This window comes from Pseudomonas sp. AC172 (assembly GCF_979258595.1).
This window is the reverse complement of the sequence record NZ_OZ409868.1, coordinates 6,181,050-6,204,165: the sequence shown is the minus strand read 5'-3', so window position 1 is coordinate 6,204,165 and position 23,116 is coordinate 6,181,050. Positions and strand designations below refer to the sequence as shown.

At 59.3% G+C, this 23,116-nt stretch carries 24 protein-coding genes; 8 read left to right on the top strand and 16 right to left on the bottom strand.

All coding sequences use genetic code 11. From position 1 onward, the window contains the following. Position 1 precedes the first annotated feature (1 nt). A complete protein-coding gene (locus ACZ0A4_RS27895) occupies positions 2 to 1,597 on the bottom strand; it encodes an FAD-binding oxidoreductase (protein WP_463577170.1) in 1,596 nt (531 codons plus the stop codon). A gap of 211 nt (positions 1,598 to 1,808) precedes the next feature. Between ACZ0A4_RS27895 and gliR the strand changes: the two genes are divergently transcribed. Both gliR and ACZ0A4_RS27885 read left to right on the top strand, forming a co-directional pair. Continuing rightward, positions 1,809 to 2,825, top strand: a complete 1,017-nt coding sequence (gliR, locus tag ACZ0A4_RS27890; protein ID WP_463397755.1) for an AraC family transcriptional regulator GliR — start codon at positions 1,809 to 1,811, stop codon at positions 2,823 to 2,825. Between the two features lie 513 nt (positions 2,826 to 3,338). Next, positions 3,339 to 3,704, top strand: coding sequence for a DUF6124 family protein (locus ACZ0A4_RS27885; RefSeq protein WP_463577168.1), 366 nt, complete (start codon positions 3,339 to 3,341; stop codon positions 3,702 to 3,704). A gap of 394 nt (positions 3,705 to 4,098) precedes the next feature. On the opposite strand, the gene ACZ0A4_RS27880 is transcribed toward ACZ0A4_RS27885, so the two are convergent. The 9 genes from ACZ0A4_RS27880 to mdaB all read right to left on the bottom strand — a co-directional run bounded on the left by ACZ0A4_RS27880 (position 4,099) and on the right by mdaB (position 13,226). Next, positions 4,099 to 4,467, bottom strand: coding sequence for a glyoxalase superfamily protein (locus ACZ0A4_RS27880; protein ID WP_463577167.1), 369 nt, complete (start codon positions 4,465 to 4,467; stop codon positions 4,099 to 4,101). A gap of 118 nt (positions 4,468 to 4,585) precedes the next feature. Beyond that, positions 4,586 to 6,043 carry an N-acyl-D-amino-acid deacylase family protein gene (locus ACZ0A4_RS27875; RefSeq protein WP_463577166.1) on the bottom strand — a complete coding sequence of 486 codons (1,458 nt, stop codon included), beginning with the start codon at positions 6,041 to 6,043 and terminating at the stop codon, positions 4,586 to 4,588. Position 6,044: 1 nt separating this feature from the next. After that, a complete protein-coding gene (locus ACZ0A4_RS27870) occupies positions 6,045 to 6,905 on the bottom strand; it encodes a MurR/RpiR family transcriptional regulator (RefSeq protein WP_463577165.1) in 861 nt (286 codons plus the stop codon). A gap of 16 nt (positions 6,906 to 6,921) precedes the next feature. Next, on the bottom strand, positions 6,922 to 8,271 hold the full coding sequence (locus tag ACZ0A4_RS27865; RefSeq protein WP_463577164.1) for a GntP family permease: 1,350 nt from the start codon (positions 8,269 to 8,271) through the stop codon (positions 6,922 to 6,924). A 203-nt stretch (positions 8,272 to 8,474) separates the two neighbouring features. Beyond that, entirely contained in the window at positions 8,475 to 9,197 is a 723-nt protein-coding gene (locus ACZ0A4_RS27860; RefSeq protein WP_463577163.1) for a hypothetical protein, read from the bottom strand. Then, on the bottom strand, positions 9,190 to 10,350 hold the full coding sequence (locus ACZ0A4_RS27855) for an AAA family ATPase (RefSeq protein WP_463577162.1): 1,161 nt from the start codon (positions 10,348 to 10,350) through the stop codon (positions 9,190 to 9,192). Before ACZ0A4_RS27855 ends, ACZ0A4_RS27860 begins: the two co-directional genes overlap by 8 nt. A 316-nt stretch (positions 10,351 to 10,666) precedes the next feature. Further along, complete coding sequence (locus ACZ0A4_RS27850) at positions 10,667 to 11,560, bottom strand: NAD-dependent epimerase/dehydratase family protein (protein WP_463577160.1); 894 nt, start codon at positions 11,558 to 11,560, stop codon at positions 10,667 to 10,669. 103 nt (positions 11,561 to 11,663) lie between these two features. Then, complete coding sequence (locus ACZ0A4_RS27845; protein ID WP_463577159.1) at positions 11,664 to 12,575, bottom strand: LysR substrate-binding domain-containing protein; 912 nt, start codon at positions 12,573 to 12,575, stop codon at positions 11,664 to 11,666. A gap of 60 nt (positions 12,576 to 12,635) precedes the next feature. Continuing rightward, on the bottom strand, positions 12,636 to 13,226 hold the full coding sequence (gene mdaB / locus ACZ0A4_RS27840; protein ID WP_463577158.1) for an NADPH:quinone oxidoreductase MdaB: 591 nt from the start codon (positions 13,224 to 13,226) through the stop codon (positions 12,636 to 12,638). A 184-nt stretch (positions 13,227 to 13,410) separates the two neighbouring features. Here mdaB and ACZ0A4_RS27835 point away from each other — a divergent pair, with 184 nt between their 5' ends. Then, positions 13,411 to 13,725: a putative quinol monooxygenase gene (locus ACZ0A4_RS27835; protein WP_463577156.1), complete on the top strand. Its 315-nt coding sequence runs from the start codon at positions 13,411 to 13,413 to the stop codon at positions 13,723 to 13,725. Here the strand turns inward: ACZ0A4_RS27835 and ACZ0A4_RS27830 are convergent. Next, positions 13,715 to 14,479, bottom strand: coding sequence for a sulfite exporter TauE/SafE family protein (locus tag ACZ0A4_RS27830; RefSeq protein ID WP_463577155.1), 765 nt, complete (start codon positions 14,477 to 14,479; stop codon positions 13,715 to 13,717). The two genes, ACZ0A4_RS27835 and ACZ0A4_RS27830, sit on opposite strands and share 11 nt — an antisense overlap. 217 nt (positions 14,480 to 14,696) lie before the next feature. On the opposite strand from ACZ0A4_RS27830, the gene ACZ0A4_RS27825 reads away from it, so the two are divergent. The 4 genes from ACZ0A4_RS27825 (at position 14,697) to ACZ0A4_RS27810 (ending at position 17,074) form a co-directional block, all read left to right on the top strand. Beyond that, entirely contained in the window at positions 14,697 to 15,578 is an 882-nt protein-coding gene (locus tag ACZ0A4_RS27825; protein ID WP_463577154.1) for a LysR substrate-binding domain-containing protein, read from the top strand. Positions 15,579 to 15,623: 45 nt separating this feature from the next. Further along, entirely contained in the window at positions 15,624 to 16,199 is a 576-nt protein-coding gene (locus ACZ0A4_RS27820; protein ID WP_463577153.1) for an NAD(P)H-dependent oxidoreductase, read from the top strand. Between the two features lie 45 nt (positions 16,200 to 16,244). Next, entirely contained in the window at positions 16,245 to 16,616 is a 372-nt protein-coding gene (locus tag ACZ0A4_RS27815) for a MerR family transcriptional regulator (protein WP_463577151.1), read from the top strand. Positions 16,617 to 16,723: 107 nt separating this feature from the next. Further along, positions 16,724 to 17,074 (top strand): cupin domain-containing protein, encoded by a 351-nt coding sequence (locus tag ACZ0A4_RS27810; protein WP_016770579.1) that lies wholly within the window; start codon positions 16,724 to 16,726, stop codon positions 17,072 to 17,074. Positions 17,075 to 17,237: 163 nt separating this feature from the next. On the opposite strand, the gene mmsB is transcribed toward ACZ0A4_RS27810, so the two are convergent. Next, positions 17,238 to 18,140 (bottom strand): 3-hydroxyisobutyrate dehydrogenase, encoded by a 903-nt coding sequence (gene mmsB / locus ACZ0A4_RS27805; RefSeq protein WP_463577150.1) that lies wholly within the window; start codon positions 18,138 to 18,140, stop codon positions 17,238 to 17,240. A gap of 9 nt (positions 18,141 to 18,149) precedes the next feature. Further along, positions 18,150 to 19,676 (bottom strand): CoA-acylating methylmalonate-semialdehyde dehydrogenase, encoded by a 1,527-nt coding sequence (locus ACZ0A4_RS27800; protein WP_463577149.1) that lies wholly within the window; start codon positions 19,674 to 19,676, stop codon positions 18,150 to 18,152. Positions 19,677 to 19,825: 149 nt separating this feature from the next. Here ACZ0A4_RS27800 and ACZ0A4_RS27795 point away from each other — a divergent pair, with 149 nt between their 5' ends. Then, positions 19,826 to 20,773, top strand: a complete 948-nt coding sequence (locus ACZ0A4_RS27795) for a LysR family transcriptional regulator (protein WP_463556701.1) — start codon at positions 19,826 to 19,828, stop codon at positions 20,771 to 20,773. Here the strand turns inward: ACZ0A4_RS27795 and yfiB are convergent. From yfiB to yfiR, 3 genes are read right to left on the bottom strand one after another with little or no spacing between them, the layout of a single operon-like run. Continuing rightward, positions 20,770 to 21,264: an outer membrane lipoprotein YfiB gene (yfiB, locus tag ACZ0A4_RS27790; RefSeq protein WP_463577147.1), complete on the bottom strand. Its 495-nt coding sequence runs from the start codon at positions 21,262 to 21,264 to the stop codon at positions 20,770 to 20,772. The two genes, ACZ0A4_RS27795 and yfiB, sit on opposite strands and share 4 nt — an antisense overlap. 5 nt (positions 21,265 to 21,269) lie before the next feature. Next, positions 21,270 to 22,538 carry a diguanylate cyclase DgcN/YfiN gene (dgcN, locus tag ACZ0A4_RS27785; RefSeq protein WP_463577146.1) on the bottom strand — a complete coding sequence of 423 codons (1,269 nt, stop codon included), beginning with the start codon at positions 22,536 to 22,538 and terminating at the stop codon, positions 21,270 to 21,272. Continuing rightward, positions 22,535 to 23,110, bottom strand: a complete 576-nt coding sequence (gene yfiR, locus ACZ0A4_RS27780) for a regulatory sequestration protein YfiR (protein ID WP_463577145.1) — start codon at positions 23,108 to 23,110, stop codon at positions 22,535 to 22,537. Before yfiR ends, dgcN begins: the two co-directional genes overlap by 4 nt. Positions 23,111 to 23,116 lie beyond the last annotated feature (6 nt).

Below are 23,116 nucleotides of genomic sequence, written 5' to 3'. Positions count from 1 at the left end.
GTCACTCCGGCAGCAGCGTGCCGGGGTTGAGGCGCCCGGCCGGATCGAAGTGTTTGCTCAGCGCCTGCAAGGTGTCCATCGCCAGTGCGCCCTTCTCACGCAACAGGTACGGCGCGTGATCCTTGCCGACGCCGTGCTGATGACTGATGGTGCCGTGGTTATCGACGATGGTCTGGCTGGCCGCATGTTTGAGCGCTTTCCAGCGCGCCAGCGTCGCGGGGTAGTCCGCCGCCGGGCGAAACACGTAGGTGGTGTAGATGCTCGAACCTTCGCCGTAGACGTGCGACAAGTGGGTGAACACATGCACGCGTTCGCCCTCGGCGGCCAAGGCGTCGCGCAGGCTGTTTTCGATGAGGTTGAGCAGGTTGTCGACGTTGCTCCAGTCGGTAGCGGTTTCCAGGGTATCGACCACGTAACCGGCGTTCCACAGGTTCTCGCGCAGGTAGGGGAATCGGAAGCGGTTCTGCGCCCATTTCTTGCCGAGCAAGGTGCCGGTGAATACGCCGCCGAAGGCCTTCAGATGCTGCCGCGCCTGCGTCAGCGACAATGCATTTTGTCGGCGATTGCCGGTGACGCCGAAGGTCAGCAGGCATTTACCCTCTGCCGCCCCCCTTAGCTTCAGGTACTTTTCCAGCCAGGCGATTTGCTGTGGATGACCGGCCAGCGCCAGTTGCGTTTCGGTCTCCACGGCGTTGGATAAACGCAACATCGACAGTGGTACGCGCGCCTGAGCTAATTGGCGGATGGCGCTGAGTGCCTGCGGCCAGTCGGGTAGAAACACACCGTAGAAACGTTCATCGGCAGGCAGCGCGCTGACCCGCACCTTGACCTCGGAAATAATCCCGAAACGGCCCTCGCAACCGAGCACTACTTCGCGCAGATCAGGGCCGGCAGCCGAAGCCGGGAAAGTTGGAATTTCCAAAGACCCGGCAAAGGTTTCCAAGGTTCCGCCCGCAAACAATTGCTCAATCCGACCATAGCGCAACGACTGCTGACCGCTCGATCGGCTGGCGACCCAGCCACCCAACGTCGACAACTCCCACGACTGCGGGAAATGCCCCAGCGTGTAGCCTTTCGCGCGCAGCTGGCTCTCGACCTGCGGGCCACTCGCACCGGGACCAAACGTCGCCAGCAGACTCTGTTCGTCGAGGTCGATCAGGCGATTCATCCGCGCCAGTGAAACCGTCACGACGGGCCGCGCAGAATTTGGCGGATTGATATGCCCGGCCACCGACGTGCCGCCGCCGTAAGGGATCAGGCACAAGTCCTGTTCGTGAGCGAGCGCCAGCAACTGGCGAATATGCTCAGCGGTCTCGGGGAACGCCACCGCATCCGGATAATTGCCCAGCGCACCTTCGCGCAACGCCAGCCAGTCCGGCAGGCTCTGGCCTCGGGCATGCAGCAAGCGGTCATGGGAATCGACGCTGTACAACGTGTGCGCCGGCAATCGCGATGCCGGCACGCGGGCCAATGCCGCTTCAAGCGTGGCATCGGGCAGCGCGCGCCCCTCGCCCAGGCGTTCATGAAGAAACTCCGCGCCCTGGGCCGGCAGTTCGACCACCGTGCTTGCCTCTCCCCAGCCGTTCCAGCGTCGCATGCGTGTGTCCTTTTTTGCCGTCGAATCAGTGATATTTCAGGCCTCCATACTAGCCAGCGGCCGCCAAGTGTCACGGTCGCATCCGGCCAGTTCGTGTAGCCAATTGAGTCAAACGTCGCGCAAGCGTCAGCCATTTACTTTAGTCGGGGTTTCAAATTACCTTTCAGGCTATTCGTCCGCATCCGCCGCCATTGATCAAAGGAATGGGATCATGCAATCGCTCGGCTTCACCTCGGTTCCGCCGCTGCTCAAGTACATGCGCCATGCCGAACAGCTGGGCATGGCCATCGAGCCTGCGTTGGCGGCGGCGGGTTTGCACGCGCAGCAGTTGAGCGACAACACCCTGCGTTTGCCCGGTGAAGCGCATGAACGCTTGCTGGATTATTTCTGCGAACACTCGGGTGATCCGCTGTTCGGGCTTAACGCGGCGAATTTCGTCCTGCCCAACTCGTGGAGCGTGCTCGGTTACATCACCATGAACTGCGCGACGCTGGGTGATGCGATGAGCCGGATCATGCCGTTCGAGAAACTGGTGGGGGACATGGGCGTCAGCCGCGCCGAGGTGCAGGACGGCCACGTGCATCTGATCTGGACCTGCCGGTATCAGCGTCCACGGATTCGTCGGCATCTGGTGGAAAACGTACTCGGTTCGTGGCTCCAATATGCGCGCTGGATCGCCGACACGCAGATGTCGCCGGCCGGGGTCTGGCTCGAACATTCATGCCCGGCGGAGATCACGCCGGCGCAGTACGAAGCGTTTTTCGATTGCCCGGTGTTGTTCGACCAGCCGTATTCGGCGCTGGTCGTGCCCCTGGCGTATTTGCAGTTGCCGTTGCGTCAGGCGGATGCGCAGTTGCTGCGGACGCTGGAAGAACATGCGCTGGGCTTGATGGCGACGCTGGAGGATGCGTCGCTCGAACAGCAAGTGAAAAACATACTGCGGCAGTTGCTCAAGGAAGGGTTGCCGCGCAAGGAGCAGGTCGCCGAGCAGCTCGCTGTTTCCGTGCGGACGTTGCAGCGCCAGTTGCATCAGGCGGGGACGTCGTATCAGCAGATTCTGGATGATTTGCGCCAGGAGCTGGCCGAGCATTATTTGCTCAATAGCGCCTTGCCGATTCAGGACATTGCGCAGTATCTGGGGTTTACCGAACCGAGGTCGTTTCACCGCACGTTCAAGAGTCGGCGGGGGATGCCGCCGGGGGAGTTTCGGCAGATGCATCGGGGATGAATGTTCGGGCCCCTTCGCTGGCAACCCAGCTCCCACAGTGTCCGAGTCGTCCACAAAATCGATTGCTTGCACGTAAACCTGTGGGAGCTGGCTTGCCAGCGATGGCGTCAGTGGCAGCCAACACTTCCTACAGGTAAATCTTCGATACTTGAGCGCAATAAACATCCCGCACCACAGGTGTTTAAAGACACTCAGCGTTACGCGAAACAGCCCACAAATCCTTGCGCCGTAACCTACGCCTGCGCCAGAATCCGCCGGCTTGTGCGCCCTGAGCATGCTGCGTAACTTGATTGCGTCACTGATTCCCAGTGATCGAGCTTAGCGGCTCGGCTACATTCGCTCCCCGCTGCACGAATATCATCCAGTCAGGTATTTGCCTGCGCTTAATGGTGGCTGTGCGCATGGCACCTTCGGGTGCGCCGGGGTGGGATGCGACCGGTCCGCTAACTTGCGCACAGCTGCCTCCCTTTTGCTTAGCGGCTAAATGGATGCGGCTTTAAAAGGTACGCTCCCATGTTCAAAGTAACGCCAAACCCGCCGGTCACCGACCCGGCCTCCCCTTACAAATCCGCCGATTCAAAGAAATTTCACGAAGCCGCCGAGCGCGCGCTCGACCATTATCTCGGTCCGACGAACGCCGACCTCATGGCCACGCCCTACACCCCCAACACGCTGTACATGGCCAACCCCAATGCCGACACCGAATCCCTGCTGGCCGACGCCAGCGAAACCCTGGGTTCGGCGACCGTCATGCTCAATAATCACGCCGCGCAAGTCGAAGGCACGCACCGCAAAACCCTGCAGGGCATTGCGCAAGTGGTAATGGTGGCGGAAATGGCCGTCAATCGCGTGTTGGACAGGTTAGTGCCGACCGAGTAACGAAAAGCCCGCGACCCCAACTGTGATGGTTAGGTGGCGGGCTTCTTTTTGCGGTGTGCCATTTCCCCCTCACCCCAGCCCTCTCCCGGAGGGAGAGGGGGCCGACCGAGCTGTCTGGCGCTATACATCGACCTGAATGACCGAGTCGATTATGGATTCGACCGAGCAGGTTCAGGTCGATGTATCTCTCAAGCATCCCCGGATCGGTCCCCTCGCCCTCCGGGAGAGGGCTAGGGTGAGGGCCGACCGTAGGATGTTCGCTAAATACACCGACCTGAAAGTGCTGCCGTGAATCCATAATCGCTGCAGATCTTTCAGGTCGATGTCTAGCGTCAGACAACTCGGTCAGTCCCCTCTCCCTCCGGGAGAGGGTTAGGGTGAGGGGCTTTTCGCTTCAGAGACAGATCGCATTGGTAAACACCAGCCGATTACCAAACGGATCAACGATGGTCATGTCCTGGCTACCCCACGGCATCGCCTGAATCCCCGGATGCGAGAACTTGTAATCCTTGGCCACCAACTGCTGCTCAAACGCCTCCAGCTCATCCGTCTCGATACGCAGCGCCGAACCCGGGCACGCATCGCCATGATGCTCGGACAAATGCAGCACACATTCACCGCGCGACACCTGCAGATACAACGGAAAATTCGCCTCGAAGCGATGCTGCCAGTCGATCTTGAAACCCAGAAAGTCGACGTAAAACTCGACAGCCTTGGCTTCATCGAAGATCCGCAGGATCGGGGTGGTTTTGCCGAAGCTCATGGGGTGCTCCCTGACTGATTGGCCCCACAGTGTAGACGGGGTGGATGTCAGCAATTCGGCTTGGGCTGGCGTTTCTTTAATTGCACAGTGCCACTATGAGACGCAGTTCAAATCGCAATCACTGAAACCCCTTGCGCAAATCCCCTTCCCGCGCCAAAAACCGTCCTTCCCTGCGCCCGTTCGCCTGCCCGTCGCGGTAACTCAACACGCCGTTGATCCATACCCCGTCAATCCCCTGCGCCGGTCGTTGCGGATCATTGAAATCGGCGACATCACGCACCGTCGCCGGTTCGAACAACACCAGATCCGCCCAATAACCTTCACGAATCTCGCCCCGCTCCTTCAAACCAAACCGCGCCGCCGACAACCCGGTCATCTTGTGCACGGCGGTGTGCAGCGGAAACAGGCCGACGTCACGACTGAAATGTCCGAGAACCCGTGGGAAAGCCCCCCAAAGACGCGGATGCGGGAACGGGTCTTCCGGCAGTCCGTCAGAGCCGACCATCGACAACGGATGCGCGAGGATTCTTCGTACATCCGCCTCGTCCATGCCGTAGTACACCGCACCTGCCGGTTGCAGGCGCTTGGCGGCGTCGACCAGCGGCACGTTCCAGTCGGCAGCGATGTCGATCAGGTCGCGACCACTGACTTGCGGGTGCGGCGTCGACCAGGTGATGGTGATGCGATGCGCGTCGGTGACTTGCTTCAAATCCAGCGTCGAAGAACTCGCCGCGTAGGGGTAGCAATCGCAGCCGACAGGGTGGTTTTTTGCCGCTTCTTCCAATGAGGCGAGCAACTGCGGACTGCGCCCCCAATTACCGACGCCAGCGCATTTGAGGTGAGAAATGATCACTGGCGATTTCGCATGTCGACCGATTTGAAAGGCCTCCTCCATCGCCTCCAGCACCGGGGCGAATTCGCTGCGCAGATGGGTGGTGTACACCGCGCCGAATGCCGTGAGTTCTTCGGTCAGTTGCATCACTTCATCGGTGGAGGCGCTGAAGGCGCTGGCGTAGGCCAGGCCTGTGGATAAACCCAACGCGCCGTCCTCAAGGCTTTCGCGCAACTGCTCACGCATCGCGGCAATTTCATCCGGGGTCGCGGTGCGGAACAGGTCATCCAGATGATTACTGCGCAGCGCCGTATGGCCGACCAGTGCCGCCACGTTCAGCGTGGTATTCGCCGCTTCGACCGCCGCGCGGTAATCGCTGAAGCGTGGATAAACAAATGCCGCCGCCGTGCCGAGCAGGTTCATCGGATCCGGTGGATTGCCCTTCAGACTGACCGGCGACGCGCTGATCCCGCAGTTACCGACAATCACCGTGGTCACGCCCTGACTGAGCTTGGGCAGCATCTCTGGCTGACGAATCACCACGGTGTCATCGTGGGTGTGCACATCGATAAAACCGGGCGCCAGCACACGACCGGCCGCGTCGATTTCTTCGGTCGCCGTGGCCTCGTGCAAGTCGCCGATATGCTCGATGCGGCCATCGCGAATCGCCACGTCAGCGCGGTAACCGGGGGTGTTGCTGCCATCGATGATCAGGGCATTGCGAATCAGGGTGTCGTACAGCATGTCAGTCTCCCAGCGGCAGGTGATCGTCGCCGCCACGGTATTCGTCGAGGGCGAGTTTGATCCGCCGCAGACGCTCTTGATTGTCTTCAGGATTGGCCAGCGCCAGTTCGGTCGCGAGTACGTCGATGGCGAGCAGCATGCCGTAGCGCGCCGCCGTCGGTTTGTAGATGAACGAGGTTTCTGCGCCTTGCAACGGCAGGACGATGTCGGCCAGTTCGGCCAGCGGCGAGTCGGCGCGGGTGATGGCGAGAATGCGCGCGCCGTAGTTGCGCGCCAGTTCCACGGTCTCGAGCAGCTCCGGGGTGATGCCGGTCAGCGAACAGACGATAAGCACTTGCTCAGCGTTCAGGCTGGCGGCGGTGACACGCATCATCACCGCGTCATGACACACCGCAATCGGGTAGCCGAGGCGCACCAGGCGTACCTGCAATTCATCGCTGCACAGGGTCGAGCAACCGCCCATGCCGAAGGCGTGAATCATCCGTGCCTGGCCAAGCAGTTTCACCGCATCGGCGAAGCGTGATTCATCGAATCCGGCCAGATGCTGACGCAACGTGGTTTCGATATCGCCGACGATCTGCCCGTAGAACGCCGACTGCTCAGGCGTGCCCGCCGGGTCGAGAAAACGGCTGCCAACGCCGCTGGCCTGAGCCAGTTGCAGACGCAGATCACGCAGGTCGCGACAGCCAACCGTGCGGGCAAAACGCGACAGCGTGGCGGTGCTGACTTCGGCGCGTTGGGCGAGGTCTTCGAGGCTGGCGCTCGCGGCAAAACCAACGTCTTCGAGCATCAGACGAGCGATGCGACCTTCTCCGGCGCTAAAGGAATCCTGACGTGCGCGGATCTGGTAGAGGATGTCCATGGGCGGCGGGCTCCGGTTACAGCAGGTAAGAAAGGCCGACGGTCAGGCCGAACGCGACTACCGAGATCAGCGTCTCGAGCACGGTCCAGGTCTTGAACGTCTGCGCGACCGTCATGTTGAAGTATTCCTTGATCAACCAGAAGCCGCCGTCGTTGACATGGGAAAAGATAACCGAGCCGGCGCCGGTCGCCAGCACCAACAGCTCAGGGTGTGGATAACCCAGACCAATGGCCACCGGCGCGACCACGCCGGACGCGGTGGTCATGGCCACAGTCGCGGAGCCGGTGGCGATGCGCATCAACGCGGCGAACAGCCAGCCCATGATCAGCGGCGACAGGTGAAATTCGTGCGCGAGGCCGACGATCTGATCGGTCACGCCTGCGTCCACAAGAATGCGGTTCAAGCCACCGCCAGCGCCCACCAGCAGGGTGATACTGGCGGTGGGCGCCAGGCATTCGTTGGTGAATTTGAGGATCGATTCGCGGTTGAAACCCTGGGCGATACCCAGCGTCCAGAAACTCAACAAGGTCGCCAGCAGCAGCGCAATCACCGAGTTGCCAATGAATAACAGGAACTGGTTGAAGCCGCTGCCCGGCGTAGAAATCAGGTTGGCCCAGCCGCCGATCAGCATCAACACCACCGGCAACAGAATGGTCGCCATGGTGATGCCGAAACCCGGCAATTTGTCGCGCGGTTCGCGGTCGAGAAATTGCTTTTCCAGCGGGTTATCCGTCGGCAGTTGAATGCGCGGCACGATGAATTTGGCGTACAACGGGCCGGCGATGATCGCCGTCGGAATGCCGATGGCAATCGCGTACAGCAAGGTCTGCCCGACCGAAGCCTGATAGGCCTGCACCGCCAGCATCGCCGCCGGGTGCGGCGGCACCAGCGCATGCACCACCGACAGGCCGGCGACCATCGGCAAACCGACCATCAGAATCGACACGCCAACCCGCCGCGCCACGGTAAACGCAATGGGCACCAGCAAGACGAAACCGACTTCGAAGAACAGCGGCAGCCCGACCAGAAACGCGATGCAAACCATCGCCCAATGCGCGTTCTTCTCGCCGAATTTATCGATCAGCGTGCGCGCCATCTGCTCGGCGCCACCGGACTCGGCCATCATCTTGCCGAGCATCGTACCCAGCGCCACCACCAGCGCAATATGCCCCAGCGTTTTGCCAACCCCAGCCTCATACGCCCCCACCACACCCGAGGCCGGCATCCCGGCCACCAGCGCCAGGCCAATGGAAATCAAGGTAATGACAATGAACGGATTGAGCCGGTAACGAGCGATCAGGACGATCAAAGCGATGATGGCAACGGCTGCATAAACCAGCAGCCAATAGCCGAAGTCAGGCGTCATGCGGTACTCCTCGAAAGGGTCACGTTCGAATGGGTTGTGAAACTCATAAATCATTTCGAGATCGAGATTTCAAACCACATGAAAGTAATTTTCGTGGAGAGGTAAGGCATGTCGCTGATGGGTATGTCTTGTCGTGATTAATGAAAATTGATGAGTGTGACTTTCATCACTTTATTTCATTGCCCTGAGCACAATTTAAAAAATCAAGGCTGGTTTCCAGCGAAATTTTGAAATGCCGATGCCACGTCATGATGGAAAATCTCGGCCTGAGAGCACAGCTCTCTGACGCGCTCCCACTGCTGCTGGACGGTGCGAGCATGTTTTAAATACTCCGGCCGACTTTTCTTGATTCGAAGGGCTTTAGGCAAAATTTTCAACCCGTTCTCCATATTCAAGTTGCACTCAAGATTGTCGAGTAGAGGCGCACCCACAGGTAAAACCGCTGCCGCCAGCCAGGACTCAACAGCTTTGGATGGGATACAGATGATGGTTCTTTGGCCTGGGGTAACATTGCCAAGCCAGGAAAGAAGCACCGTTCTCAGAGGAGTCACTGAGTCTTGTGGCGAAGGACACGGCAGTGCACAGGGCAACTGGGCCCACTGGTTGTCCTGTGCCACTCCATCTTTAGGAGGTCGGCAGTCGCTATACCGCATTCCTGCAACATCAGCATCCAGGTGAACGATGAACAGGTCGTATAAGAGCGTCGGATCGTCTTCAAGTACTCCTTTTCCTCTCAAAACGCTTCGGTGGCACCACTCGCACACACCTCCCCAACCGCCACCGATTCCTCCAACCTGATCCAGTGTTTGCTCTGGTTGAATCAATGTAAGAACAAAAGGAGTCGGGATAATCGCACTGAGAGCAGCCTCAATGAGGATTCGATCAGTTGGCCCTTCTGCAATCAACGCGATTCGCAGATCAGACATTTGGCACAGCCCCAAGATGCTTCATCATCCAGAGTCTGGACAATGGGTAATCCTTGTTCATTTCCCGGAGTTCACCACTTAGTTCAATTCGACGAACACTGGTATGCCCTTTGCTATTTCGGTCGACAGCGAACAAACGGATGTCGTCATCCAGCAAATTGAGGCCATCGAGAACTGCTGGATTATGGGTCGTGAAGAGTAACTGCCGAGGCTTACCAGCTGATTTCAACCATCCCGCCAGCTTTTGGGTAAGAAGGCGAGCCAGGTGAGGGTTCAGCGCCTGATCAAGATTATCAATGGCAAATATCTTTGGCGACGCGGGGGAAAGACAGAGAATTGCGCTGAACAATACATACAGGGCGCCTTCACTTGCATCATAAGCACTGAGTGTGTTTCGCCCCTTCTTCATGAAGCGATCAGTTATTTTCAGCTCTTGGCTACGAGCAAGACCCGTTACAACATGATTGGAGTCGATATCAGCAACCCAATCGATAAGTTCTAGAACCGAATCCAGAAGCTCATCATCCTGGCTCAAAACATTTTTCTTTAATTCGGCAAATGCTTCGGCCAGACGTCCACCTGATAACCCCAAAGGTTCCCTGTTCTGCAGGTCAGGCGATATAGCCCGCAGCGTTGGTGTATTCGGGCTGTAAATAGCGAATTCCTGTAAATCCTGCATGAGCAGGGCTGCAAGATTTTCCGGTTCCAGCTCTACCAGTTTGAGCGCAGCCAGCCCCGCTGTTGGCTTTAGGTTTTTTGCACTACGAACGCCTCTCTTCAAAATCTCTTGAGTACCATCCAAAAGGCATTCAGTTTTAAATGTCCAGGCTGGTTCAGGATTCTCAATGGGGTTGAGAATTGAAATCCGGTACTCTTCATTCTCATGACCTTGAGCGGTCAGGCGGATGTCCGGTTGAATCCTTTCACCCTCAAACGAGCTTTTATACAATCTCGGCAATCCCGGTCGGACGCCTCGCCGCTGCAAAGACTCACTATCTACTACACCGTTAGCGGCGGCACCGAGTACGCCGATTGCCTCAAGAATATTGCTTTTGCCCACGCCATTAGCGCCGATAAAGCAATTGACACGTCCTAAATCGAGGTTAAGTTCGGGTATCGACTTGAATCCTTTGATCACAATATTTTTTATCATTCAACACTCCAAGCCGTAATCACCAAACCCTGAGCTGGTTGTTGCCATATGAATTGTGGACAGTCGATGCACCAGCAGTAAGCGTACATTCTCTTTGCTGGGAAGCCATCGCGCAATCACCGCGCTCAAGCCATTTCGTTAAAGCAAGCAGGACAACAGATAACGCTCATTTCTACCGATCAACTCTGGCAAGTGCCGTTTGCACAAAGATCGATAATTTTTCTCCTTCAGCGCCGCTAGAAAATCAAACAAAAAAAGGCCACCCAGAAGGCGGCCATCTTCAAGCCACCGTTACTGATGGCTTACGCAGCGCGAATCACACCATTTCGTTACGAATCCATTCAACCACCGATGTACGCTTCGGTGCCCAGCCCAGCAGTTCACGAGCGTGTTTGCCGCGCACTCGGCTGTTGGAGCCGAGGCCGTAGTTGGCCATTTCGTAGCCCCATTCGGCTTCGGCGTCTTGCAGTGGCCAGTCTTGCGGTTGGCCCAGGTTCAGGGCTTCGGCCATGGCGGTGGTCATGTCGATGAACGACGCTTCGCCGCTTTCGACAAAGTAGAACGTGCCCGGGACGTTTTTGGTCAGTGCCAGCAGATACAGGGCGACGACGTCTTCGATGTGCACGTTGGACCAGATGTTCTGGCCTGGGCCGACGTGGCGCACTACGCCGCTTTTGCGCGCCTGTTTAAGCAGACGCGGCAGTTGCACGCTGTCGCGATTGACGCCCAGGCTGTGGCCGTAGATCAGCGTGTTGCAGATGACGGCGGAGTTCACGCCATCCTTTGCCGCGGCGAGGATCAAGTTGTCGATGGCCACGCGGGCGGCCTTGTCGACGGTCGGCTCCGGCAGGTTGTCCTCGTAGTAGATGACGTCGCTGGATTTACCGCCCGAGGCATCACCGACGATGCTCGAACCGCTGGTGTGCAGGAACACTTTGTTCGACCCGCGCAAGGCATCGAGCAACGCTTCAACTGCACCGCGATGGTCGCTGCTGGCGGCGTTGATCACCGCGTCGGCAGCGTGGGCCTGTTCGGCGAGCAGAGTTTTGTCGTCGAGAGTGCCGATGACGGGGATGATCCCGATGGCTTTCAGCTCTTCAGCCTGTTCGGCGCTGCGCACCAGACCGGTGACAGTGTGACCAGCCTGAACCAGACCCGTAGCGATCGAGCCGCCAATAAAACCGGCAGCGCCGGTGACGAATACATTCATGGAGAAACTCCCTGCGTGAGTAAGTGATGGGACGAGTATCAGCCCATGAGCCGGAGGGAAAAACCCGCCCTCGCCCAATTCACTCTTGCGCAGAGGTCACGAATCAGCCCTTGAAATCGGCGCTGGCGTAAGCGGCGAGTTTGCTCTGGATGAAGTCGAGGAAGCACTGAATGCGCAGCGCCAGTTGCGAGTTACGGTAGTACACGGCATTGATCGGCTGGCGATAGCCGCTGTTGAATTCGCCAAGCAGGACTTTCAAGCGCCCGGCACGAATGTCATCGATGGTCATGAAGTGCGACAGGCAGGCAATGCCCTGCCCTTCGAGCGCCAAATGGCGCACGGTCTCGCCACTGGAAGCGCTGATCACCGGGGTAGTCGGCCAGCGGTCTCCATGCACATAGCGCAGCGGCCATTGGTTGAGGCCTTCGTTCTGGGTGAAGCCGAGCAAGGTGTGTTCACTCAAATCGGCGACTTGCTGCGGCGCGCCGTGTTTTTCCAGATAGGCGGGACTGGCGACGATCAGCAGCGGACTGCAACCGAGCGAGCGTGCGTGCAACGTCGAGTCGGCGAGGGTGCCGATACGGATGGCGATGTCGGTGCTTTGTTCCAGCAGGTCAATGATCAGGTCATTGCTGTTGAGTTCGAGCTGGATGTCCGGATAGAGCCGGCGGAATTCGTCGATGTACGGGACGACTGCGTGGAGCATGAACGGCGATGCGGCGTTGATCCGCAGGCGCCCGGACGGGGTTTGCTGGCGCGAGGACAGGCGCTCTTCGAGTTGATCCATTTGATCGAGAATCAGCTTGGCCTGCTCGAAGAAATACTTGCCCTCTTCGGTCAGGTCCATGCGCCGCGTGGTGCGGTTGATCAGCGTGGTGTCGAGCTTGGCTTCCAGCTTCGACAACGTGCGGCTGACCGCCGACGGCGTTTGCCCGACCTGCTCGGCGGCGGCGGAAATCGAACCGCATTCGATCACGCAGACGAAAATCTGCAACTCATCGGATCTGGCTTTCACGGGTGTCCTCAAATCGATTGGCCTGCACCGCAGGCTCAGGCCTTCGATAGTAGCCGAGCATCAGCCCTTGAGGCCAAACACCTCGGTCAAATGCTGCTCATAACGCACCACATCAGCCTCGATGTTCGGCCGCTTCATCACGTCCACACAGAGGAACGTCGGCAAACCGGTCATACCGAGAAACTCGTTGGCCTTGTGAAACGGGAAGTACACCGCGTCGACGCCTTTGGCTTCAAAGAAATCAGTCGGGTCATCGAAGGCCTGCTGCGGTGCGTTCCAGGTCAGCGACAGCATGTATTGCTTGCCCTGAATCAGGCCACCGCTGCCGTACTTCTGCGATGCATCGGAACGGGTGCGGCCATCGCTGGCGTAGAGGCTACCGTGACCTTCGGTGAACACTTCGTCGAGGTACTTTTTCACCGTCCATGGCGCACCCATCCACCAGCCCGGCATCTGATAAATGATCACGTCGGCCCAGAGAAATTTCGCCACTTCTTCAGCAACGTCGTAGCCCTCGTCGATAAAGGTGGTTTTGACGTCGGCACCGCCGCGATCGAGCACGCTCAGTGCGGCTTCGTGCAGGGTGGTGTTGTAGCGACCGTCGGAGTGAGCGAATTTTTTACCGCCATTGAGCAACAGCACTTTTTTCATGAGAAAGCCTCGGCGCAGCCACAGGGCTGGAGGGAGAAGGGAAAATGGAATGGCGGCAGATTAACGATCCGCCTCGCGCGGAATAAGCCGTGATTGCGCAAAATACATTTGACTGAAAGGCACGAATCAAATGCCGATTGTTGCAATAGGATTCGCAGCCATCTGCATTTGAGGAGTTGTTGCAATGAGCGAACGCTTGGGCTTTATCCTGCACGCCCAGACCCGCCCGGAACAGGCCGAGACTTTCGAAGCGCTGTTTCGCGCCTACGTTGAGCCAAGCCGCGCGGAACCGGGCTGCATCGAGTACCACATGCTGCGCGATAAGGAAGATCCGACGCTGTTCATCTTTTACGAGATCTGGGCGTCGCAGGCGCACCTGGATGTGCACTCGAATCTGCCGCACATGAAGGCATTCTTTGAGCGACGCATGGATTATCTGGAGCGCGATTTTGATATCCGCCAGATCGACATGCTCAGCGAAGCCTCGGCTAACCGCTGATCAGCAGATGGGCGCCGAGCGCGCCCAGACCGACAAAGAAAACCCGCTTGAACAGCGTGGCGCTGATGCGCTCGCGCAGCCATTGGCCGAGCAGCATGCCGAGAATGGCCGGGATCAGCGCCAGCAGCGAAGCACTGAGTTCGCCGCCTCCGAGAGCGCCACGCCAGAGCAATCCAGCGGCCAGCGCCAACGTCGACACGGTGAAGGAAAGGCCCAGCGCCTGCACCAGTTGATCGCGATTCAAGCCCAGTGCTTGCAGGTACGGCACCGCCGGAATCACGAAGACGCCGGTGGCCGAAGTGATGATGCCGGTGATCAATCCGCACAAGGGGCCGAGCCAGTTTTCATGGCGCGGCTTGATGTGCAGCGTTGGTAAAAACAGTCCGATCAACGCGTAGAGCAACAAAGCCGCGCCCAGCCCACGCACCACCCAATGCCCGCCCGCCATGCCAATCCACAAGGTGCCGATTCCAGTGCCGAGGAAGATCATCAGCAGCATTGGCCAGAGGCGTTTGATCAGTCCTTTCAAATGTCCGCCGAATGCCAGTTGCCAGACATTGGTCAGGGTTGCCGGGATGATCAGCAACGCGGCTGCCTGCGACGGCGCCATAGCCAGACCGAGCAAGCCCATGGCAACGGTGGGCAGGCCGAGGCCGATCACGCCTTTGATCAGGCCGGCAAGAATGAAGGTCGCGATGACCAGCATAGACAGGGCCAGACCAAGGTGTTGGTAGAAATCTGTGAGTGTGTGCATGGCGCTACTGTGCGCCATTCGGGGTTGGCTGGAAATCTGCCATATACTGAGGCTGCCTCTCTCCATACAAGAGGCTGATATTTTCTTTGAGGTTTCTGGCCTCTTCGCGAGCAGGCTCGCTCCCACATAGGATGTGTGTCGTACACACTCCCCCTGTGGGAGCGAGCTTGCTCGCGAAGGGGCCAGCCCGAACACACTAAAACCAGAGGCTGCCACCATGCACTTCGACCTCACCGACCTGCGCCTCTACCTGCACATCCTCGACACCGGCAACATCACCGCCGGCGCCGCCCGTAGCCATTTATCCCTGGCCGCCGCGAGCGCCAGAATTCGCGCCATGGAAGCCTCGCTCGGCGCCGATTTCCTCGAGCGCGGCCGCCGTGGTGTCACGCCGACGCCGGCCGGCAAGGCCCTCGCCCAGCATGCGCGCATCCTTCTGCAACAGACCGAACGCATGCAGCAGGATCTGGCCGACTATGCCCAAGGCGTCAAAGGTCAGGTACGGTTGCTGTGCAACACCACGGCGATCACTGAATACCTGCCGGAAGTACTCGCGGACTTCCTGCGCGATCATCCCAATCTCGACATCGATTTGCAGGAACTGCCCAGCGCCCGCATCACCCACGCCTTGCGCCAGAGCGCAGCGGATCTCGGCATTGTGTCCGACGCGGTTGACACCAGCGACCTAGAGATCCGGCCATTTCGCGACGATCCGCTGGTGCTGATTCTGCCCTTCGACCACCCAATGTCTGACGCCGCTGAGGTCAGTTTCAGCGACGCTTTGCACCATGACTTCGTCGGACTCAGCGCCAACAGCGCTTTGGCGATCTATCTGGAAGAACAGGCCCTGCACAGCGGCGCGCGCATGCAGGTGCGTATCCGCGCTGACGGTTTCGACGGGGTAATGCGCATGGTCGGCCGTGGCGCCGGACTGGCCATCGTGCCGCTGGCCGCCGTCGAACGCGCGGGGCAACGCTCATTCAACAGCGTGACATTGAATGAGCCTTGGGCGCGTCGGACCTTGATGCTCTGCGCCAAGGATTTCACCGCCCTGCCCGGTTACGCCAAAGCCCTGCTGCACGCCTTGACTCTCCCCTAAGGGGCAGACTTCATCCTTGGCTTTTCTTCAGCACGGACAAAGACGATGGGCAAACGCATTCTGCTGATTCTCGGCCATCCCTCCTCCGCGAGTTTTTGTGCCGCACTGGCCGAGTGCTACGCGCAGTCAGCGATGGACGCCGGCCACGAAGTCCGCCAGTTGCGCCTCGGCGAAATGAATTTTGATCCGGTGCTGCGCGAGGGCTATCAACAGATTCAGGCGCTGGAAGATGACTTGAGCGCGGCGCAGACCGACATCCTCTGGGCCGAACACCTGACGCTGGTTTACCCGATCTGGTGGGGTGGTATTCCTGCGCTGCTCAAAGGCTTTTTTGACCGGGTATTCCTGCCCGGTTTCGCCTTCAAATACCGTAAAGGCAAAGCCTTCCCCGACAAGCTGCTGAAGGGTCGCACCGCACATTTATTGGTGACCATGGACACGCCACCCTGGTACTACCGCTGGTTTTATCGCATGCCCGGACTGCATCAGGTACGCAAAACCACGCTCGAATTCTGCGGGATCAAACCGCTGCGCACACTGACGTTTGGTCCGGTACTCGACTCAAGTGAACCCCAGCGAAAAACCTGGCTGGGGCAGGCGCAGGCTATCGCCGCGCACTGACTCTGCTGATAATACGGCGCGCTGTTCAGATCAAAAAGGACTTTTATGTACATCGGCCAAGCCGCGCAACGCTCCGGCACCACCATTAAAAGCATCCGTCATTACGAGTCGATCGGCCTGCTGCCCAAGCCCCGGCGTCAGGGCAATTATCGTCTCTACGACCAGCAGACCGTCGAGTTGCTGGTGTTCATAAAATGCGCCAAAGACATGGGTTTCCGTCTCAAGGAATTGCAGGTGATTTTGGCCGACCATCAGGGTCAAGCGATGCCTTGGGCACGTGCGCAGCAGGCCATCGAGGCGAAGAAAAACGAAATCAGCAGCACCATGGCCGAACTCACCCGACAATTCGCGCAATTGGAGGTATTCGAATCCAGCCTGGAGCAGGCCCGAGCCGAATGCCCGCTGGAAAAACTTTAAGCCTGCGCGCGTTTCTGAGCAGCTTGATGTCGACCCCAGACATCTGAGCGCCGACCGGGCGCTATAGGGTGCGAGTTCATTCCTCAAGCCCACTGCCCGGAGTCCTCATGACCGCGACCGCCCCTATCACTGTTCTGCGCGACACACATCCGCTGCCGGTTCTCGATGCCTGCAAATGGGAAAAACTCGAAGGCGACCCGCACACCGTCAACCTCAACGCCTACACCAGCGAAGACGGCAGCAAGATCATGGGCACGTGGATCTGCACCCCCGGCAAATGGCGCGTCGATTATGTGAAGTGGGAGTATTGCCATTTCCAGGAAGGCTACTGCGTGATCACCCCGGACGGCATGGCGCCGATTCACCTGCGTGCCGGCGATATCTTCGTGGTTGAACCGGGCATGAAAGGTACGTGGGAAGTGGTTGAGACCGTGCGCAAATATTTCGTGTTCGCCTGATGCAAAAAAGCCGGGAGATCACCCGACGTGATTTCCCGGCAAACAATGTCTGATACACACAAGTTCCCTGTGGGAGCGAGCCTGCTCGCGAAAGCGGATGGTCAGTCACTTCCTCGTTGAAGCGACCGCCGTCATCGCGAGCAGGCTAGCTCCCACACTTTGTTCAACGCTGTCCTTCTATTGCAGGCTTGCGATAGCTGTTGATGATCGCCGAGAAATCTTTCCCGCCATCTCCACGCTGACTCATCGCCTGATACAACTGCTGCGCCACCGCGCCGAGCACCACCGGTTGGTGCGCCTGACGTGCCGCTTCCGTGGCCAGGCCCAGATCCTTGAGCATCAACTCGGCACCGAAACCACCGGTATAACCGCGCGAAGCCGGCGCTGTTTCAACGATGCCTGGCCAGGGGTTGTACATCTCCGAACTCCAGCAGCGCCCAGTCGAGCTATTGATGATCCCGGCCAGCACCGAGGTATCGATGCCCAACGCATCGCCCAGCGCCATCGCCTCACTGACCCCCACCATCGAAATCGCCAGCAGCAGGTTGTTGCAGATCTTTGCGATCTGCCCGGTGCCGACTTCACCGCAATGCACGATGTTGCGGCCCATCTGCGCCAGCACCGGTTGCAGCGTGGCGAACAGTTCCGGGGTGGCGCCGACCATGAAGGTCAGCGTGCCGGCGGTTGCACCACCGGTGCCACCGGACACTGGTGCGTCGGCCATGGCCACGCCTTGTTTCTCAGCAGCCGTTGCCACATCGCGGGCCGTCTGCGGATCAATGGTGCTGCAATCCACCGCTGGCACGCCTTTGCCGATACCTGCGAGCACGCCGTCTTCACCGAGCCAGACGCTGCGCACATGCACCGCCGCCGGCAGCATGGTGATCACCAGTTCGGCGTCTTCGGCGGCTTCACGGGCCGAGGCACGAATGCTGCCGCCCAGTTGCTCCAGTTCCGCCAGCACGGTTTTGTTCAGGTCGACCAGGTTCAGCGAATGGCCAGCCTTGATCAGGTTGCGCGCCATCGGCGCGCCCATGTTACCCAGACCGATAAATGCGATTTTCATGGCAGTTCCTCAGCGCAGGTTGATGGTGGTGTTCACGCCGTCGTTGACGCTGTCGTCATCGAACCAGCGCGCCGTGACCGTTTTGGTCTGCGTGTAGAACTGCACCACTTGCTTGCCGTACGGGCCGAGGTCGCCGAGTTTCGAACCGCGCGAACCGGTGAAGCTGAAGAACGGCACCGGTACTGGAATCGGGATGTTGATGCCGACCTGGCCGACGTCGATTTCCGTCTGGAATTTACGCGCCGCTGCGCCGCTCTGGGTGAACAGGCCGGTGCCGTTGCCGAACGGGTTGGCGTTGACCAGCGCAATTGCCTGATCAAGGGTATCGACTTCCAGCACCACCAGCACCGGGCCGAAGATTTCCTGGGTGTAAATCTGCATGTCGGTGGTCACGCCCGAGAACAGGGTCGGGCCGACAAAGTTGCCTTGCTCGTAGCCCGGCACCTTGATGTCGCGACCGTCTAGCTCAAGTTTGGCGCCTTCCTTGATGCCGCTTTCGATCAGATCGAGAATGCGCGCCTTGGCTTTCTTCGAGATCACCGGGCCGACATCAGTACCCGGCTCGTTGCCGGCGTTGACGGTGAGTTTCTGCGCCAGCGCTTTCAGGTCCGGTAGCCATTGTTTCGCCGCGCCGACCAGCACCACCACCGAGGTGGCCATGCAACGTTGCCCGGCCGCACCGAAACCGGCGCCGACCAGCGCATTCAGCGCTTGTTCGCGATTGGCATCGGCCAGCACCACAGCGTGGTTCTTCGCGCCCATCATCGATTGCACGCGTTTGCCGTGTTTACCGGCCAAGTCGTAAACATGGGTGCCGACCGCGGTCGAACCGACGAAGGACACGGCTTTGATGTCCTTGTGCGTGCACAGGCCATCGACCACGTCCTTACCGCCGTGAACCACGTTCAACACGCCCGCCGGAACGCCGGCCTCGATCGCCAGTTCCACCAACAGCATGGTCGACAGCGGATCCTGTTCGGACGGTTTCAAGACGAAAGTGTTGCCGCAGGCGATGGCCATCGGGAACATCCACAGCGGAATCATCGCCGGGAAGTTGAATGGGGTGATGCCGGCGCACACTCCGATCGGCTGGCGCAGGGTGTAAGTATCAACGCCGCCGGCGACGTTCTCGGCGAACTCGCCCATTTGCAGGGTGCCGATGGAGCACGCGTGCTCGACCACTTCCAGACCACGGAAAATATCGCCCTCGGCGTCGGCAATGGTTTTGCCCTGCTCGGCGCTCAGCACCACGGCGATGCGTTTGGAGTGTTCGCGGATCAGCGCTTGCAGCTTGAGCATGATGCGCATGCGCGCGCCGATCGGGGTCAGTTTCCAGGTCTGGAAGGCGTGCTGGGCAGCGCTGACGGCAGCATGGACCTCAGCGGCGGTGGCGAACGGGACTTTCGCCAGCACTTGCTGGGTGGCCGGGTTGACGATGTCGTGCCACTCGGTGGTCTGCGACTCGACCCATTCGCCATTGATCAGCAGCTTGACCTTCTGGACCGTGGTTTCGTTGGGCGTAAGCGATGCGTTCATGCTGGTCTCCGAAACTTGTTTTTATCGTAGGAGCCAAGGCGAAAGGTTCGCCTTGAGATGAGGCGTGTGTCACGAATTGGTTGTCGGACTGTTTTTGGAGTATAGATGTGCAAACTTCTAATAAGAACGCACATATAAGCCCGTCCATCATGCAAAAAAACATCACATCGCTAGGCTCGCTGAACTGGGACGACCTCAAGTTTTTCCTCGAAGTCGCCCGCACCCGCAAGGCCAGTACTGCTGCCAAACGGCTGGCCGTCGACTACACCACAGTGTCGAGGCGGATCAGTTCGCTGGAAGCGGCACTCGGCACCTTGCTGTTCGAAAAGTCGCGGACCAGCGGCTTCGTGCTGACCACCGAAGGCCAGCGTTTGCTCGGTTATGCCGAGTCCATCGAAAGCACCTTGCACATGGCCTGCGAGCAGGTGTCAGGCTCCGGCGTCGCGTTGTCAGGGCATGTGCGCATGGGCTGCACCGAAGGTTTCGGCAGTTTTTTCATCACGCCGCAGTTGAGCCATTTCGTCGACGCCTACCCGGCGATCTCGGTGGACATTCTGCCGCTGCCGCACTTCATCAGCCTGTCCAAGCGCGAAGCCGACATCGTCATTGCACTGGAACGGCCGGAGCATGGGCCGTATGTCTGCTGCAAACTCTGCGACTACCGTTTGCAGCTCTACGCGACTCAGGACTATCTGGACAAACACCCACCGATCCGCCGCCCGGCAGACTTGGGCAAGCATCAATTCATCAGTTATGTGGATGATCTGGCGTTCAGCTCGGAGCTGCTCTACCTGGCGAACGTGCTGCCCGGCGCCAGCGCCAACTTGCGCAGCACCAGCGTGATCGCGCAGTTCGTCGCCGCGCAGCAAGGGCGCTCACTGGCGATTCTGCCTTGCTTCCTCGCCGCGCAGGATCCACGCCTGCTGCCGGTGTTGCCGGAGGAAATCGACATCACCCGACAGTTCTGGATGTACTGCCGGGAGGATTTGAGGAAGTTGAAGCGGATCACCTTGCTGTGGGATTACATCCGCGAAGTGACCGAGCGCAATCAGGGTCTGCTGATGGGGCAGACCGGCGAAATGCAGTTCGCCGACTAGTCGGCGCTGACCACAATCGACACGCGGCGGTTTTCCGTGCGACCGGCCGCCGTATCGTTGGACGCTACCGGCTCTTTGCTGCCCAGGCCCTGCAGCTGGATGTTCTCTTGTTTCATGCCGACCGTGCCCAGCACTTTCGCGACACTCTTTGCGCGGCGCAGCGACAGTTGCTGGTTGTAGGTTTCTTTACCCGATGCGTCGGTATGGCCATCAACCCGCACACGCTCAATGCCGACACCCAGCAATGCTTTACCAATGCGCTCGACGATCTCGGTGCTTTGCGGGTTCAGGCTTTCGACGTCGCTGCCAAACAGCACCTTACCGGACAAGCCAAACTCCCAGCCCTCGTCGGTCAGCTCAAAGCCCTGTTGTTTTAGGACCGCGACTTGCGCCGGGGTCAGGCCATTTTGCGGCGCAGTCTGGCAACCGGTCAGGGCCAGTACGGCGATCAACAGCACAGCGTAAAAAGATCGAATGGACAGTGTGAACACGAGAGTCAGCTCCTGGTTTGAACGGAATCGACCGGGTGCTCCGCCCCAGCCGTGAATTGGGCGCCGCGCGACAGACGCTTGGCTTGATACATGGCCGCATCGGCGGCATCGAGCAAGGCCCCCGGCGTGACACCATGATCGGGAAAAACCGCAATGCCGATACTGAGCGAGGTCACGACACTGGTGTCGCCCGGCAGCGCGATGGGCATGTCCATGCTGGCGAGTATCTTGTCGGCAATGCGCTCGGCATCTTCGACCTTGTGCAGCGGCGTGAGCAGCACGGCGAACTCGTCACCGCCCAAGCGCGCCACCAGATCCTCTTCGCGCAACTGCGCACGAACGCGGTTGGCCACCGCCACCAGCACCGCATCACCGGCGGCATGGCCGAAGTTGTCGTTGATGCCTTTGAAGCGGTCGCTGTCGAGAAACAACACGGCAACGCGCTCGTCGTGTTTGCTGGCATTGCGCAACGCACGGATCAAGCGCCCTTCGAAAAACGCTCGGTTTGGCAGACCGGTCAGGCTGTCGTGACTGGCCTGGTGAGCGAGGGTTTCGTTTTCGTTTTGCAGATGGGTTTGCCACGACTCCAGTTCGTCGAGCAAGGCGTTGAAGTCATTGCCCAGGTTGTCGAGTTCGGCGATCTGCGCTTGTGGCACGCGGCGGTCCAGCGCTCGTTCGCTGCGCGCGGCGTGGGCCACATTGGCCAGACTGCGCAAGGGACCGGTGATCGCGCGTAACTGGCGCCGTGCCAGGTAGAGCGCAACCCATGCGCTGATTGCGGTACAGAGGATGATCCCCGCCAGACCGCTGAGCAAAAAACGCATCAGGCTGCCGCCATGACCGGTGAGCAGCACACGACCGATTTCACGGTCCTGATGCTCGATCGGCAGGCTGACAGGCTTTTCCAGGATGGCGCGAGTGATCTGCATTTCCAGCTCAGAGAACAACCCGTTTTCCGGGCGTTGCCAATGCGCGAGCAGTTGTCCCTGACTGTCCAGCACCTGGGCGTCAGCGACCTCTTCGGTGGAAGCAATCAGCGCCAGCGATTCGTTGGCGGCCGTCTTGTCGTTGAACACCACCGCGGCTTCCACGGTGTAGCTGATCGAACGGGCGATCAAGTGCAGGTTGTGATCGGCGTACACCCGTAAAGCCAGTACGCCGAGCAACGTCAGTGAAACGCTGGCCATCGTCACGCCCACCAGCGCGACCGTCAAATGCCCTCGGCCAATGACCGAGCCCAGCGTTGGGCGGCTATTCGATCTGAACAGGTTCATGGCGCCGCCGGTTTGCGACGCGACAATTGCAGCACACTGGGGTGAATGCGCACGCCGCTGCGGGCAACGGAGTCGAGATTGACCTCGAAGGACACTTGCTCATCGCCAACGCGCAGACAGAACAGGCTGCCGACCGTGCATTGATCGCCACCTTCGCTGATGCTCAACACCGGATGACCGATCAGCGAAGCGAACAAGCGGGTGCGTTCATCCGCGGTGAGTTTGCCGATATACACCGCATCGCATTCGCTGACGATGGCCGGGTTATCCGCCAGCAGACGACGTACGGTGACCGGCCGGCCGGTGGCTTGAGTGGTGCCTTTGACCAGATCGTCGGTGTATTCGGTCGGGCCGACGATGCACAGGCGCAATTGCGCCGGCTCCACTGGCCAGCGCGCGTAACTGAGAATGCCAAGAACTACCTGCGTGACAGATTTGGCCCGTTGTTCGGCCATGCCCGTCGGCGCTTGTGGTTGCGCGAAAGCTGCACCCGTCAACAACCAGAGCAGACCGACAAGCAACGCGTGCTTGCAGACCACTACGCGCTCTGTCGCCCAGACAGACACCTTCATGCAGGG

Excerpts from the sequence above, each read along its gene's own strand:
- ACZ0A4_RS27895 (WP_463577170.1), bottom strand. The coding sequence starts at position 1,597 with ATGCGACGCTGGAACGGCTGGGGAGAGGCAAGCACGGTGGTCGAACTG.
- gliR (WP_463397755.1), top strand. The coding sequence starts at position 1,809 with ATGCAATCGCTCGGCTTCACCTCGGTTCCGCCGCTGCTCAAGTACATG.
- ACZ0A4_RS27885 (WP_463577168.1), top strand. The coding sequence starts at position 3,339 with ATGTTCAAAGTAACGCCAAACCCGCCGGTCACCGACCCGGCCTCCCCT.
- ACZ0A4_RS27880 (WP_463577167.1), bottom strand. The coding sequence starts at position 4,467 with ATGAGCTTCGGCAAAACCACCCCGATCCTGCGGATCTTCGATGAAGCC.
- ACZ0A4_RS27875 (WP_463577166.1), bottom strand. The coding sequence starts at position 6,043 with ATGCTGTACGACACCCTGATTCGCAATGCCCTGATCATCGATGGCAGC.
- ACZ0A4_RS27870 (WP_463577165.1), bottom strand. The coding sequence starts at position 6,905 with ATGGACATCCTCTACCAGATCCGCGCACGTCAGGATTCCTTTAGCGCC.
- ACZ0A4_RS27865 (WP_463577164.1), bottom strand. The coding sequence starts at position 8,271 with ATGACGCCTGACTTCGGCTATTGGCTGCTGGTTTATGCAGCCGTTGCC.
- ACZ0A4_RS27860 (WP_463577163.1), bottom strand. The coding sequence starts at position 9,197 with ATGTCTGATCTGCGAATCGCGTTGATTGCAGAAGGGCCAACTGATCGA.
- ACZ0A4_RS27855 (WP_463577162.1), bottom strand. The coding sequence starts at position 10,350 with ATGATAAAAAATATTGTGATCAAAGGATTCAAGTCGATACCCGAACTT.
- ACZ0A4_RS27850 (WP_463577160.1), bottom strand. The coding sequence starts at position 11,560 with ATGAATGTATTCGTCACCGGCGCTGCCGGTTTTATTGGCGGCTCGATC.
- mdaB (WP_463577158.1), bottom strand. The coding sequence starts at position 13,226 with ATGAAAAAAGTGCTGTTGCTCAATGGCGGTAAAAAATTCGCTCACTCC.
- ACZ0A4_RS27835 (WP_463577156.1), top strand. The coding sequence starts at position 13,411 with ATGAGCGAACGCTTGGGCTTTATCCTGCACGCCCAGACCCGCCCGGAA.
- ACZ0A4_RS27830 (WP_463577155.1), bottom strand. The coding sequence starts at position 14,479 with ATGCACACACTCACAGATTTCTACCAACACCTTGGTCTGGCCCTGTCT.
- ACZ0A4_RS27825 (WP_463577154.1), top strand. The coding sequence starts at position 14,697 with ATGCACTTCGACCTCACCGACCTGCGCCTCTACCTGCACATCCTCGAC.
- ACZ0A4_RS27820 (WP_463577153.1), top strand. The coding sequence starts at position 15,624 with ATGGGCAAACGCATTCTGCTGATTCTCGGCCATCCCTCCTCCGCGAGT.
- ACZ0A4_RS27815 (WP_463577151.1), top strand. The coding sequence starts at position 16,245 with ATGTACATCGGCCAAGCCGCGCAACGCTCCGGCACCACCATTAAAAGC.
- ACZ0A4_RS27810 (WP_016770579.1), top strand. The coding sequence starts at position 16,724 with ATGACCGCGACCGCCCCTATCACTGTTCTGCGCGACACACATCCGCTG.
- mmsB (WP_463577150.1), bottom strand. The coding sequence starts at position 18,140 with ATGAAAATCGCATTTATCGGTCTGGGTAACATGGGCGCGCCGATGGCG.
- ACZ0A4_RS27800 (WP_463577149.1), bottom strand. The coding sequence starts at position 19,676 with ATGAACGCATCGCTTACGCCCAACGAAACCACGGTCCAGAAGGTCAAG.
- ACZ0A4_RS27795 (WP_463556701.1), top strand. The coding sequence starts at position 19,826 with ATGCAAAAAAACATCACATCGCTAGGCTCGCTGAACTGGGACGACCTC.
- dgcN (WP_463577146.1), bottom strand. The coding sequence starts at position 22,538 with ATGAACCTGTTCAGATCGAATAGCCGCCCAACGCTGGGCTCGGTCATT.
- yfiR (WP_463577145.1), bottom strand. The coding sequence starts at position 23,110 with ATGAAGGTGTCTGTCTGGGCGACAGAGCGCGTAGTGGTCTGCAAGCAC.